Genomic DNA, 14,134 nt, shown 5'->3' with positions numbered 1-14,134 from the left:
ACGAATATCTCGGTATACTCAGAGGTTATTTTTCTCATTCATTTAAAAGAATCGCGCGAACCTGACTATGCAAAAATACGATATCAAAACCTTCCAGGGAATGATCCTCGCGCTGCAGGATTACTGGGCTCAAAACGGTTGTACCATTGTTCAACCTCTAGATATGGAAGTAGGTGCAGGCACCTCTCACCCAATGACATGTCTACGAGCACTTGGCCCAGAGCCAATGTCTACAGCTTACGTTCAACCTTCTCGTCGTCCGACCGATGGCCGTTACGGTGAAAACCCGAACCGCCTGCAGCACTACTACCAATTCCAAGTAGCGCTAAAACCATCGCCAGACAATATCCAAGAGTTGTACCTAGGCTCCCTAGAGGTTCTTGGTGTTGACCCACTTGTTCACGACATTCGCTTCGTTGAAGATAACTGGGAAAACCCAACACTAGGCGCATGGGGCCTTGGTTGGGAAGTATGGCTAAACGGCATGGAAGTAACTCAGTTTACTTACTTCCAACAGGTTGGCGGCCTTGAGTGTAAGCCTGTAACTGGCGAGATCACTTACGGTATCGAACGTCTAGCAATGTACATCCAGGAAGTAGATTCTGTTTACGACCTAGTATGGAACGTAGCACCAGACGGTTCTAACGTGACTTACGGTGACATCTTCCACCAAAACGAAGTTGAGCAATCAACGTACAACTTCGAGCACGCAGACGTAGATTTCCTATTCACTTTCTTCGACCAGTGCGAGAAAGAGTGTAAAGAGCTACTTGAGCTTGAGAAGCCACTGCCGCTTCCAGCTTACGAGCGCATTCTAAAAGCAGGTCACGCATTCAACATCCTTGATGCACGCAAAGCTATCTCTGTAACAGAGCGTCAACGTTACATCCTTCGTATCCGCAACCTAACTAAATCAGTTGCTGAGGCGTACTACGCGTCACGTGAAGCGCTTGGCTTCCCAATGTGCCGTTCTGTAGAAAAAAAGGAAGATAAATAATCATGGCGAAGAATTTTCTAATTGAACTGGGTACGGAAGAGCTTCCACCAACGGCACTTCGTTCTCTAGCAGAAGCCTTTGCTTCTAACTTTGAAGCGGGTCTTAAAACGGCTGAACTTTCTCACGAAGGCATCAAGTGGTACGCAGCACCTCGTCGTCTAGCACTTAAAGTAACTGCACTGGCTGAAGGCCAAGCAGACAAAGTGGTTGAGAAGCGTGGCCCTGCTGTTTCTGTTGCATTCGATGCTGAAGGCAACGCGACCAAAGCAGCACAAGGTTGGGCTCGTGGTAACGGTATTACTGTTGAGCAAGCTGACCGTCTGAAAACAGACAAAGGCGAGTGGCTTCTTTTCAAACAAGAAGTCGCTGGCAAACCAGTTCAAGAATTGGTGATGGACATCGCTGCGAAAGCACTGGCTGGCCTACCAATTCCTAAAGCAATGCGCTGGGGTAACTCAGACATTCAATTTATCCGTCCAGTGAAAACACTGACAGTACTGCTAGGCGATGAGCTTGTTGAAGGCGAAATCCTAGGCGTAGCTTCTGCTCGCACTATCCGTGGCCACCGTTTCATGGGCGAACAAGAGTTCACAATCGACTCTGCTGACCAATACCCTGCGATCCTAGAAGAGCGCGGTAAAGTAATGGCAGATTACGAAGCGCGTAAAGCGATCATCCTTGCTGATTCGCAAAAAGCGGCTGCTGCGGTTGGCGGTACAGCTGACCTAGAAGATGATCTTGTTGAAGAAGTAACATCTCTGGTTGAATGGCCAGTAGTACTTACAGCGAAGTTCGAAGAAGAGTTCCTAAAAGTCCCTTCTGAAGCTTTGGTTTACACCATGAAAGGTGACCAAAAGTACTTCCCTGTTTACGATGACAACAAGAAGCTACTGCCGAACTTCATCTTCGTATCAAACATCGAGTCTAAAGAGCCTCGTCACGTTATCGAAGGTAACGAGAAAGTGGTACGCCCACGTCTTGCTGATGCGGAATTCTTCTTCAATACAGACCGTAAACGTCCGCTTATCGACCGTCTTGCTGAACTAGACCAAGCTATCTTCCAGAAGCAATTGGGTACGATCAAAGACAAAACAGACCGCATCACAGAACTTGCAGGCTACATTGCTGAGCAAATCGATGCTGACGTTGAAAAGTCTAAGCGTGCTGGCCTACTGGCTAAGTGTGACCTAATGACATCAATGGTATTCGAATTTACGGATACTCAAGGTGTGATGGGCATGCACTACGCGACTCACGACGGTGAAGACGAGCAAGTTGCACTGGCACTTTACGAGCAATACATGCCTCGTTTCGCGGGTGACGATCTACCAAGCACTGGTATCTCTTCAGCAGTAGCAATGGCAGACAAGCTAGACACTATTGTAGGTATCTTCGGTATTGGCCAAGCACCAAAAGGTTCTGATCCATTTGCTCTACGTCGTGCATCACTAGGTGTGCTTCGTATCATCGTTGAAAACGGCTACAACCTAGACCTAACCGATCTAATCGGTAAAGCGAAAGAGCTACTAGGCGACAAGCTAACCAACGACAACGTAGAAGCTGACGTTATCGACTTCATGCTAGGTCGTTTCCGCGCATGGTACCAAGATGCTGGTTTCAGCGTTGATATCATCCAAGCGGTACTAGCACGTCGTCCAACTAAGCCAGCTGACTTTGACCAACGTGTTAAAGCGGTTTCTCACTTCCGTGAACTGGAAGCAGCAGAAGCACTAGCAGCAGCGAACAAGCGTGTAGGTAACATCCTTGCGAAATTCGATGGCGAGCTACCAGCTGAAATTGACCTAACGCTTCTTCAAGAAGACGCAGAGAAAGCACTGGCTGAAAACGTTGAAGTAATGACAGAAGCACTAGAACCAGCATTCGCAACAGGCAACTACCAAGAAGCCCTAAGCAAGCTTGCTGATCTACGTGAACCTGTTGATGCATTCTTCGATAACGTAATGGTTATGGCTGATGACGAAGCGCTTAAGAAGAACCGTCTAACGCTACTGAACAACCTACGTAACCTGTTCCTACAGATTGCTGACATCTCTCTACTGCAAAAATAAGCACGAGTGAGACAGTTGCTCTAAGTCATACTCTGAGTAACTAACGGTAAACACCCAAAGGGAAGCGAAAGCTTCCCTTTTTGTTTTTGTGAACCAAGCATTTGTTTGTAGAGGTGTTATTGATTATCTGAATGAATCAGCGCTCAGACTGTAGTGGGCATTGTTTGCTATAACTGACCTGTTTATTCAGGGGAAGGGAACAATGAAAAAAACAGTACTCGCGCTTTCAATACTCGCACTCAGCGCATGCAGCCAAACCAGTGATGACAGCTTATTGCTGACGATTGATAACAACACTGTCGTATTTGAATCGACAGGAAAAGGCACTGTTATCGCAGAACAGGAACTCGCTAAAGGTAGCTATACCTTCTCTATCAGCGATACTCAAAATACCTGTGGCACCAACTATGCGTTGGCTGAAGAAAACCGCATCAAATTCAATAAGCCCCTTCGCCTAGACGACTGCGCCGAGAAGTCTGAATTAGATATCAAGGTCTTTCGCGCTAACACCTATCAGTTTACGCTCAACCCACAAACCAATGAGCTGACGGTTCAGATAAAGCCGAAGCAACAACAAGTACAAAGCTTTGCTTGTCCGGTTCCTAGTGACGAGCCCACCACCATCGACGTTGCTCAAACCTTTGATGATGGCACCGTGGTAAGAGACGCTCTTTCAGGCAAACAAGTCACAGTAACGAATGGCAGCATCACCATGCAGCCTGCAGAAAACAGCCAAGGTGTTCTGCTGCTTGAGAAAGTAGAACCAGAAACCAAAGCTGACTTTAGTTGGGATAACGCCACGGTTTACTTCGTAATGACCGACCGTTTCCATAATGGTAATCCTGATAACGACAACAGTTATAGTCGCAGCCAAGATGGACAAGACGAAATCGGCACCTTCCACGGTGGTGACTTGGCCGGCTTAACCGAAAAACTCGACTACATAGAATCACTCGGTGCTAATGCTATCTGGATAACGTCTCCGTTAGAGCAAATCCACGGCTGGGTTGGCGGCGGTGATCGCGGTGACTTCAAACACTACGGCTACCACGGTTACTACCATCAAGACTGGACCAAGCTCGATGACAACATGGGCACCGAAGACGAGCTGAAAAACTTCATCGATACCGCGCACAGCAAAGGCATTCGCGTTGTTTGGGATGTGGTAATGAACCACACCGGCTATGCGACGCTTGCCGACATGCAAGAGTTTGATTTTGGTAAGCTCAACCTAACTGATGAAGAAGCCAAACAAACACTTGGCGAAAACTGGACAGACTGGCAGCCCGCTAAAGGTCAGAACTGGCACTACTTCAACAACTACATCTCTTACAGCGACAAAGAAGCGTGGGAAAAGTGGTGGGGCAAAGCTTGGCTGCGCAGCGATATCGGCGCCTATGACTCTCCGGGTTACAACAACCTCACCATGTCTTTGGCGCACCTGCCCGATTTCAAAACAGAATCGACAGAGACAACTGGGCTGCCTAACTTCTATCTCAATAAATCCACCAGCGCGACCGATGAACTCAAAACACCTCGTGACCATTTAATCACTTGGTTATCGGATTGGGTGCGCGAATATGGCGTCGATGGTTTCAGGGTCGATACCGCTAAACACGTTGAACTCGAAGCATGGGCAGAACTGAAAGAGAGCACCAACCAAGCACTTGCCGAGTGGAAACAGAACAACCCAGACAAGGCCTTGGATGACTTACCTTTCTGGATGACTGGTGAAGTATGGGCGCACAGCGTGGTCAAATCAGACTATTTTGCTAACGGCTTTGATTCGATCATCAACTTTGAATTCCAGAGCGATATCGCACCTAAGGCGCTTAAATGCCTATCCGATCTCGATGCTGATTACCTTCGTTATGCAGAGAAGATCAACAACGACAGCGAATTCAACGTTCTGAGTTACCTATCGTCTCACGACACCTCGCTATTCTGGACACAGCACGGCAGCGACTTTGCCAAACAGACCAAGGCAGCAAACGCATTGATGCTGGCTCCTGGTGCGGTGCAGATCTATTACGGCGATGAGATTGCACGAGACTTTGGCCCAACGGGTTCCGACCCTATGCAAGGCACTCGCTCTGACATGCCTTGGGATCAAATCACCGGCGAACGTGCAGAGTTGCTGGAACACTGGCAAGCACTTGGCCAATTCCGCCAACGCCACCCAGCCGTTGCTCAGGGTAAGCACATCATCCGCAATAGTAAGGGCTACTATGCGTTCGAACGCCAATACCAAGATGACAAAGTATTGGTTGTTTATACCGGTTCTAAGTAAACGCCGAGTGACATAAAACAGCAGAAACTCAAGGAGAAGCTTAGGCTTCTCCTTTTTTTTATCACTAAAGGTACGTTCAATAAGCAAGCTGTCACTCATTAACCAAACTTTATAGAAGTTTTTTACGTGTTAGAGCATTTGGCGCTATGCGTCGCAAAAACATTGCGGTATGTTCAAGGAATACACTGATGGCAGGCATAAGGTCTGCCTTACTGACACATAACAAGCAATCACAATGAATTAGGTAAAATAAGTAATGCAGTTCTCTAAGTTTGGCGAAAAGTTTAATCGATACTCTGGAATCACTCGTTTAATGGATGATTTGAATGATGGCCTGCGCACTCCTGGCGCTATCATGCTCGGTGGTGGCAACCCAGCCGCTATCCCAGCCATGCTCGATTACTTTAACCAAGCCAGTGCCGACATGCTCGCCAGTGGAGAACTCATCGCCGCCCTCGCCAACTACGATGGTCCGCAGGGTAAAGACAGCTTCATCAAATCGTTAGCGGCAATGCTGAAAGAGACCTATGGTTGGGACATCAGCGAGAAGAACATCAGCCTGACTAACGGCAGTCAAAGTGGCTTCTTCTACCTATTCAACTTGCTAGCAGGCCAACAGCCTGACGGTTCGCACAAGAAAATCCTACTGCCGATCGCACCGGAATACATCGGCTACGGCGACGCCGGCATTGATGACGATATCTTTATCTCTTACCACCCAGAGATCGAGCTGCTAGAAAACCGCCAGTTCAAATATCACGTCGATTTTGAACAACTAAAGGTTGATGACTCAGTCGCGGCTATCTGTGCATCTCGTCCAACCAACCCAACGGGTAACGTACTGACCGACGAAGAAGTACGTAAATTAGATAAACTGGCGCGTGAAAACAACATCCCACTGCTGATCGACAATGCTTACGGCCTGCCGTTTCCAAACATCATCTTTGAAGATGTCGAACCGTTCTGGAATGAAAATACCATTCTGTGCATGAGTCTTTCTAAACTTGGTTTGCCGGGTGTGCGTTGCGGTATCGTGATTGCGAGTGAAGAAGTAACACAAGCATTGACCAACATGAATGGCATCATTAGCTTAGCGCCAAACAGTGTTGGCCCTGCAATTGCCAATCACATGATTGAAAAAGGCGATTTACTGCGCTTAAGTAGCGAGGTAATCAAACCTTTCTATAAAGACAAATCTCTACGTGCGGTTGAGCTTTTACAAGAAGCGATCGATGATCCTCGTTTCCGTATTCACAAGCCTGAAGGTGCTATTTTCTTATGGCTATGGTTTGATGAGCTGCCGATTACCACCATGGAACTGTACGACCGCCTCAAAGCTCGTGGCGTATTGATTGTTCCGGGTGAATACTTCTTTATCGGCCAAGAAGACGAGTGGGATCATGCCCATCAATGTCTACGTATGAACTACGTACAAGACGATGAAGCGATGCAGAAAGGTATTGCTATCATTGCTGAAGAAGTGAAAAAGGCTTACTCAGAGCAGTAATAAGAGCTTTTAGCTTACCGTAGGTCAAATACAAAAAGAGCACCTCATAAGGTGCTCTTTCACTTTTACTTCCCGATATTTTTTAGCTCTAAGGAGCTAACAGTAATTAACCTTCTAGTAGGCTATTACCATTGATAGCAATCTTACGAGGCTGCATCGCTTCTGGGATTTCGCGTTCTAGGTCGATGTGGAGAAGACCATTTTCCATGCTTGCACCTACCACTTTTACATAGTCTGCCAGTTGGAATTTACGCTCGAAATCACGCTCTGCGATACCTTGATATACGAAGGTTTTCTCTGCTTCTGCTTTACGCTCACCTTTCACAATTAGCATGTTCTCTTTCTGAGTCAGGTCTAATTGGTCATCAGCAAAACCAGCGACTGCCATAGTAATACGGTAGTTGTTCTCGTCTTTTTGCTCGATGTTGTATGGAGGGTAACCGCCAGAAGAGTTCTTCGATGTGTTCGCTTCCATCATGTTGAATAGACGATCGAAGCCGATTGCGTTGCGGTAAAGTGGAGTGAAATCTACAGTTCTCATAATGCTATCCTTTTAGTAAGCAATAGTCTTAGCTGCGAATTTTACTGAGATCGAACCTGTGTGTGACCCAGTAAACAGCTAAGAGATTCAATTCGCATTCCTCGGGTTTCGCCTCTATTGGTGACAACGCTGGGACATGGCAATGAATCAATTTTTAAGTTGTGTGCTGCCAAAGTTATCCTCTATTGAGCGATACTTCGTTAGCGGTAATGAAGGTTCTGTTTCTTCTCTTTTGAGCAAGACAGTCATCCTCTTCACAACTAGATATATGGATTGAGCAAAATAGTTTCAAGGGATCGGGTTAAAAATTTTCTACGCACTTCTAGAGTTCCCCAACTCGGTCGTTCCTCCCTCTTGAGGATGACAATCCAAACTATTGAAAAATAATAAAAATATAGGCAATAAAAAAGACCGCCATTTCTGGCAGTCTCTTTAAAATCTTTTGATTATTTTTATCGAAGCTGGATGAGCTTAGTTCAAGGAGAAGGCGCGGAGTTTATAAGCATAAATGAGCACCTTCGACACAGAAATCAGTTCATCCAGCGAAGAGAAAACAATCTAAACGTCTAAGTTGGCAACTTTAAGTGCATTCTCTTCGATGAAGTTACGACGCGGTTCTACTTGGTCGCCCATCAACGTTGTAAACAACAGATCAGCACCAACAGCATCTTCAATCGTTACTTGCATCATACGACGAGTTTCAGGATCCATCGTTGTTTCCCAAAGCTGATCAGGGTTCATCTCACCTAGACCTTTGTATCGTTGTAGACTCAGGCCACGACGAGACTCTTTCACTAACCAGTTCAGAGCTTCAACAAAGCTAGAAACCGCTTGAGTACGCTCACCACGCTTAATGTAAGCGCCTTCTTCAATCAAGCCATCAAGTGCTTCAGAAAGATCCGCTAGCTTACCAAACTCTTTAGAGTTAATAAGATCGATGCTCAGAAGATGCTCATGAGTCACACCATGAGTACGAACCACAATCTTAGGAACGCTTAAACCTAGCTCTTCGTGTTTTTCAACTTCAAGGCTGTATTGGCTTGCACCTACTTCTTTCGCGTTTAGCTGCTCAACAAGCTGCTTACCCCAAACTTCAACTGCCGCGTCATCATGACACTGCTCAGCCGTTAGACGAGGAACGTAAATCAGTTCGTGAACCAATGCGCGTGGGTAACGGCGGCTCATTCGATCAACAAGCTTGATGCCTGCATTGTATTGATGAACAAGCTTCTCTAAACCTTCACCTGCAAATGCTGGCGCTTCAGGGTTTACGTGCAGTTCTGCATTGTCTAAAGCCAAAGATACTTGATACTGGTTCATCGCATCTTCATCTTTAATGTACTGCTCTTGCTTACCTTTCTTCACTTTGTAAAGTGGCGGTTGAGCAATGTAGATGTAGCCACGTTCAATCAGCTCTGGCATTTGACGGTAGAAGAACGTCAGTAGCAGAGTACGGATGTGAGAACCATCGACATCGGCATCGGTCATGATGATGATGTTGTGGTAACGCAGTTTATCTGGGTTGTATTCGTCACGGCCAATACCACAACCAAGAGCTGTGATTAACGTTGCTACTTCTTGAGAAGACAGCATTTTATCGAAACGTGCTTTCTCTACGTTAAGGATTTTACCTTTCAGCGGTAGGATTGCTTGGTTCTTACGGTTACGCCCCTGCTTAGCTGAACCGCCAGCAGAGTCTCCTTCCACAATGTATAGTTCAGACAGTGCAGGATCTTTTTCCTGACAGTCAGCAAGCTTACCTGGAAGACCCGCTAAATCTAATGCGCCTTTACGACGAGTCATTTCACGAGCTTTACGCGCTGCATCACGAGCACGTGCTGCATCAATGATTTTAGAACAAACTGTTTTCGCTTCACCTGGGTTCTCAATCAGGAACTCAGACAACTTCTCACCCATTGTAGATTCAACGGCAGACTTCACTTCTGAAGAAACCAGCTTATCTTTAGTTTGGCTTGAGAACTTAGGATCAGGCACTTTAACAGAAACAATCGCCGTCAGACCTTCACGAGCATCATCACCAGAGGTCGCAGTCTTCGCTTTCTTAGAGAAGCCTTCCTTGTCCATGAAGCTATTCAATGTACGAGTTAGCGCCGCACGGAAACCTGCTAAGTGAGCACCACCATCGCGTTGAGGGATGTTGTTGGTGAAACAGTAGATGTTTTCTTGGTAGCCGTCATTCCACTGCATCGCAACTTCAACGGTAATACCGTCTTCACGCTCAGAGTTAAAGTGGAAGATTTTTTGGATGATTGGCGTTTTGTTAGTATTAAGGTGTTCAACAAACGCTTGGATACCGCCTTCGTATTCGAAGTGATCCATTTTGTCTTCTTCGCGCTCGTCAATTAGCTTAATTGATACACCTGAGTTCAAGAATGATAGCTCACGTAGACGCTTAGCTAAAATATCGTAATGGAACTCGATGTTAGTGAAGGTTTCTTCACTCGGCCAGAAACGAATCTCTGTACCTGTTTTATCTGTGTCACCGATAACTGCTAGTGGCGCTTGAGGCTCACCGTGGCTGTAGGTTTGAGTGTGGATTTTGCCACCGCGGTGGATAGTAAGAGTAACTTGCTTAGAAAGTGCGTTAACTACTGAAACACCAACACCGTGCAGACCACCAGATACCTTGTACGAGTTATCATCGAACTTACCACCAGCGTGAAGAACCGTCATGATTACTTCTGCTGCTGATACGTTTTCTTCTGGGTGCAATTCTGTTGGAATACCACGGCCGTCATCGCTCACAGACACAGAACTATCTTCATGGATAGTTACAATGATGTCATTACAGTGACCAGCTAGCGCTTCATCAATAGAGTTATCTACCACCTCAAAAACCATGTGGTGCAGACCGGTACCATCATCCGTGTCGCCAATGTACATTCCAGGACGCTTACGTACCGCATCCAGACCCTTCAGTACTTTAATACTCGATGAATCGTAATTATCTGACATAGTTACTCTCTGACTAATTATCCTTGCTCTATTTTGCCATGTTCCACATGAAACATCCTGCTATTTTCGTCATGCATATCTGCAATCTGATCAGCGGTAATAGAGCTTACAAAAACTTGAGCCTGGGTCGCCTTTAAACACTCAGCAAGACGTGTTCGGCGTTGGCTATCTAATTCGGAAGCGAAGTCATCTATCAAATAGATGCACTGCTTACCTGTCATTTGAGTGAGGTGTTGCCCTTGTGCTACTCGTAGCGCGCACACCATCAACTTCAATTGACCTCGTGACAAGACATCTTCCACTGGAGTGCCATTCACTTTTATCTTCAGATCCGCTTTGTTTGGCCCACTAAAGGTGTAACCAAGCTGCTGATCCCTTTCAAAATTCTTTTCTAATATCTCGGCATACGGGGTGTCTTTGTCCCAGCCACGATAGTAGTTAATCTTTATCTCAAACTCAGGAAGGAAGGTCGCACAGATTTCTTCGGCGACTTCTTTGAGCTGATCAACGTAGGTGGCACGCCACTGACTGATGCTTTCTGCTAAACGGGCCAATTCTTGGTCCCAATAGCTCAGCTCTCGATAGTGCGTTGCCGTTTTCAATAAGGCGTTTCGCTGCTTATTGAGGCGCTTTACCCTGCCCCACGCATCATAAAAACCCGACTCACTGTGGAAGACTCCCCAATCAATGAATGCTCGGCGATGCTTAGGTCCATCGGTTAGTAAATCAAACCCTTCAGGGTGAATCAACTGCAAAGGTAAGACTTGAGCTAACTGAGCCAACTTTTGCCCAGTTTGACCGCTTATTTTAACCTCTGTCGTGCCATCGCGCTGCTTATTAATGCCAATTGGCAGCTCAAATTGATCCGAGGTCATAAAACGGCCATGTACAAACAGCTCACTACACTCGTTTTGTATGATACGACCGGTAAGTGAACTCTTGAATGAGCGACCATGTCCGAGCAGATACACCGCTTCAAGGACACTGGTTTTGCCGCTTCCGTTAGCCCCTATAAGAAAGTTAAAGCCTGATGACGGTTGAATGTCACAGGCTTCAATATTTCTAAACTGCTTAACGATTAAGCGCGATAAAGGCATAACGTCTTCATATTAATCTTCAATCACGACTCGGTAGGTCAACATAGGGCAGCTTATAAGCGAATTGGCATAACAACGTACATCGCGCTGTCATCTTGCGCGTTCTCGATAAGAGCACTCGCATTGGCGTCTGACATTGAGATACGAACTTGTTCACAACGCAGTGTGTTCAGAACATCCAAGACGTAGCTTACGTTGAAGCCAATCTCTAGCGCGTCACCGTCGAAGTTAACATCGAGTACTTCTTCTGCTTCTTCTTGCTCTGGGTTGTTCGCGGTAATGCGCATCTCGCTATCCGCAAGGTTAACGCGAACACCACGGAATTTTTCATTCGATAGAATCGCAGCACGAGAAAATGCTGAACGTAATTCATCACAGCCAGCTTCAAGTGTCTTGGTGGTATTTTGCGGCATTACGCGGCGATAATCAGGGAAACGACCATCAACCAGCTTAGAAGTGAAGACATAGTTGTTCACTTCAGCACGCACGTTAGAGTTACCGATTTGCAGCGTTACTGGCTGTTCAGGTGCATCCAATAGCTTCACTAGCTCTTGAACACCTTTACGAGGAACAATGATCTGCTTCTGAGCAAAATCGGCACCCAGTTGTGCTTGAGATACTGCCATACGGTGACCATCGGTCGCTACGCTGCGCAGGATAGAGCCTTCAATCTCAAACAACATACCGTTGAGGTAGTAACGAACATCTTGGTTCGCCATTGAGAATTGTGTTTTCTCGATAAGACCGCGAAGTTCAGCTTGTGTCACTGACACTTCAACTTCACTGCTCCAGTCTTCAATATTTGGAAAATCTGCCGCAGGTAATGTTGCTAAAGAGAAGCGGCTACGACCAGAGCGAACCTGAATACGGTCACCATCCAATACCACAGTGATCACTGAGTTATCTGGCAATCCACGGCAGATATCTAGGAATTTACGTGAAGGTACGGTAATGCTGCCCGCTTCGAAATCACCTTCAAGCGTTACACGGCTGATCAGTTCAACTTCTAGATCCGTCGCTGTCATCGACAACACGTTATCTTCTACTTTAATCAGTAGGTTTCCTAGAATTGGAAGCGTTGGCCTGCCACCGAGTGCGCCAGATACTTGTTGTAATGGCTTAATCAGATGACTACGTTCAATGGTAAATTTCATATCTTGCTCTTACGGTCTAAATGGCACTGCGTAATAGTACGTGGCCAAGATTCTGCTTATTAAGGTTAAGAATACTGTGTATTAAGAAGAAAGGGTACGAATCAAGTTCGAATAATCTTCTTTAATGTCGTGGCTCTCTTCACGCAACTGAGCAATCTTACGACAAGCATGCAGTACCGTCGTGTGGTCACGGCCACCGAATGCATCGCCAATCTCAGGCAAGCTGTGGTTTGTTAGCTCTTTCGCCAGTGCCATCGCCAATTGGCGTGGACGAGCAACAGAACGAGAACGACGCTTAGACAATAGATCAGCGACTTTGATTTTGTAGTACTCAGCGACTGTCTTTTGAATGTTATCAATAGTGACCAGTTTTTCTTGCAGTGCAAGTAGGTCACGCAGTGCTTCACGCACGAAGTCGATCGTGATCGGGCGGCCAGTGAAGTTTGCATTCGCAATAACACGGTTCAATGCGCCTTCCAGCTCACGAACGTTAGAGCGTAGACGCTTGGCAATAAAGAACGCTACTTCATCCGCAAGGTGAATTTGGTGGTCTTCGGCTTTCTTCATCAAGATCGCAACACGCGTCTCAAGCTCTGGCGGCTCAATTGCTACCGTCAAACCCCAGCCGAAGCGAGATTTAAGACGATCTTCTACCCCGTTGATCTCTTTTGGATAACGGTCAGACGTTAGGATGATCTGTTGGTTGCCTTCAAGCAGCGCGTTAAAGGTATGGAAGAACTCTTCTTGAGAACGCTCTTTATTAGCAAAGAATTGGATGTCATCGATAAGCAATGCATCAACACTACGGTAGTAGCGCTTAAATTCTTCGATCGCGTTGTTTTGCAGGGCCTTTACCATATCCTGAACAAAACGCTCTGAGTGCATGTAAACCACTTTCGCATTCGGCTTATTATCAACAATGGCGTTACCCACCGCATGCAACAAGTGCGTTTTACCTAAACCAGTGCCGCCGTATAGGAACAACGGGTTGTAGGCTGTACCTGGATTATCAGAAACCTGACGTGCCGCAGCCAAACCCAGTTGGTTCGACTTACCTTCAACAAAGTTATTGAACTTATGTTTTGGGTTCACGTTTGAGCGGTGATTCAAGTCAACCGCGACAGGCTCTTCATCACGCCAGATATTATGGACAGGCTTGCGAGCTTGTAATTGCGCAGGTGCTGATGACTCAGCGGCCACATCAGCTGCAGTACGAGTCTGAGTCGGTGCCGGTGTCGCAGGCTTTGGTGCAATCACACGCTTGCTTCCCACTTCAAAATGAAGATGTGGGATATCGTTACCGCAATATTCTTGCAGCAGACGGTTAATGCTATTTAGATACTTATCACGAACCCAATCGAGTACGAAACGGTTCGGTGCAAATAGAGTTAGAGTATTGTCATTGAGTTCCGCTTGTAACGGACGAACCCACATACTGAATTCTGTAGCTGGTAACTCTTCTTGAAGCTGTTGCAAACACTGCAACCAAAGCGAAGATGACAC

The 14,134-nt window shown here is 46.4% G+C and carries 9 protein-coding genes; 4 read left to right on the top strand and 5 right to left on the bottom strand.

The annotated features are described in order from the left end of the window. Window positions 1-67: 67 nt before the first annotated feature. The 4 genes from glyQ to OCV19_RS00030 all read left to right on the top strand — a co-directional run bounded on the left by glyQ (window position 68) and on the right by OCV19_RS00030 (window position 6,863). Window positions 68-997 carry a glycine--tRNA ligase subunit alpha gene (gene glyQ, locus OCV19_RS00045; protein ID WP_065676906.1) on the top strand — a complete coding sequence of 310 codons (930 nt, stop codon included), beginning with the start codon at window positions 68-70 and terminating at the stop codon, window positions 995-997. Between the two features lie 2 nt (window positions 998-999). After that, window positions 1,000-3,066, top strand: a complete 2,067-nt coding sequence (gene glyS, locus OCV19_RS00040; RefSeq protein ID WP_050622178.1) for a glycine--tRNA ligase subunit beta — start codon at window positions 1,000-1,002, stop codon at window positions 3,064-3,066. A gap of 202 nt (window positions 3,067-3,268) precedes the next feature. Beyond that, the gene (locus tag OCV19_RS00035) at window positions 3,269-5,356 is read left to right on the top strand and encodes an alpha-amylase (protein WP_065676905.1); all 2,088 of its coding nucleotides are present in this window, start codon (window positions 3,269-3,271) and stop codon (window positions 5,354-5,356) included. A 256-nt stretch (window positions 5,357-5,612) separates the two neighbouring features. Further along, window positions 5,613-6,863 (top strand): valine--pyruvate transaminase, encoded by a 1,251-nt coding sequence (locus OCV19_RS00030; protein WP_065676904.1) that lies wholly within the window; start codon window positions 5,613-5,615, stop codon window positions 6,861-6,863. A 106-nt stretch (window positions 6,864-6,969) separates the two neighbouring features. Here OCV19_RS00030 and OCV19_RS00025 read toward each other — a convergent pair whose 3' ends face one another. The 5 genes from OCV19_RS00025 to dnaA all read right to left on the bottom strand — a co-directional run bounded on the left by OCV19_RS00025 (window position 6,970) and on the right by dnaA (window position 14,134). Continuing rightward, a complete protein-coding gene (locus OCV19_RS00025; RefSeq protein WP_009848140.1) occupies window positions 6,970-7,404 on the bottom strand; it encodes an Hsp20 family protein in 435 nt (144 codons plus the stop codon). A 558-nt stretch (window positions 7,405-7,962) separates the two neighbouring features. After that, complete coding sequence (gene gyrB / locus OCV19_RS00020; RefSeq protein ID WP_019825573.1) at window positions 7,963-10,380, bottom strand: DNA topoisomerase (ATP-hydrolyzing) subunit B; 2,418 nt, start codon at window positions 10,378-10,380, stop codon at window positions 7,963-7,965. Window positions 10,381-10,397: 17 nt separating this feature from the next. Further along, window positions 10,398-11,477: a DNA replication/repair protein RecF gene (recF, locus tag OCV19_RS00015; RefSeq protein WP_065676903.1), complete on the bottom strand. Its 1,080-nt coding sequence runs from the start codon at window positions 11,475-11,477 to the stop codon at window positions 10,398-10,400. A 53-nt stretch (window positions 11,478-11,530) separates the two neighbouring features. Next, window positions 11,531-12,631: a DNA polymerase III subunit beta gene (dnaN, locus tag OCV19_RS00010; protein ID WP_017058809.1), complete on the bottom strand. Its 1,101-nt coding sequence runs from the start codon at window positions 12,629-12,631 to the stop codon at window positions 11,531-11,533. An 81-nt stretch (window positions 12,632-12,712) separates the two neighbouring features. Then, window positions 12,713-14,134: a chromosomal replication initiator protein DnaA gene (gene dnaA, locus OCV19_RS00005; RefSeq protein ID WP_019825569.1), complete on the bottom strand. Its 1,422-nt coding sequence runs from the start codon at window positions 14,132-14,134 to the stop codon at window positions 12,713-12,715.

Source organism: Vibrio celticus (assembly GCF_024347335.1).
Lineage (GTDB): Bacteria > Pseudomonadota > Gammaproteobacteria > Enterobacterales > Vibrionaceae > Vibrio > Vibrio celticus.
This window is presented reverse-complemented; position numbering and strand designations above follow the sequence as displayed.

Bases quoted from the DNA above. Each gene is read 5' to 3' on its own strand.
- recF (WP_065676903.1), bottom strand. From the start codon at position 11,477: ATGCCTTTATCGCGCTTAATCGTTAAGCAGTTTAGAAATATTGAAGCC.
- glyS (WP_050622178.1), top strand. From the start codon at position 1,000: ATGGCGAAGAATTTTCTAATTGAACTGGGTACGGAAGAGCTTCCACCA.
- glyQ (WP_065676906.1), top strand. From the start codon at position 68: ATGCAAAAATACGATATCAAAACCTTCCAGGGAATGATCCTCGCGCTG.
- dnaN (WP_017058809.1), bottom strand. From the start codon at position 12,631: ATGAAATTTACCATTGAACGTAGTCATCTGATTAAGCCATTACAACAA.
- OCV19_RS00030 (WP_065676904.1), top strand. From the start codon at position 5,613: ATGCAGTTCTCTAAGTTTGGCGAAAAGTTTAATCGATACTCTGGAATC.
- OCV19_RS00025 (WP_009848140.1), bottom strand. From the start codon at position 7,404: ATGAGAACTGTAGATTTCACTCCACTTTACCGCAACGCAATCGGCTTC.
- OCV19_RS00035 (WP_065676905.1), top strand. From the start codon at position 3,269: ATGAAAAAAACAGTACTCGCGCTTTCAATACTCGCACTCAGCGCATGC.
- gyrB (WP_019825573.1), bottom strand. From the start codon at position 10,380: ATGTCAGATAATTACGATTCATCGAGTATTAAAGTACTGAAGGGTCTG.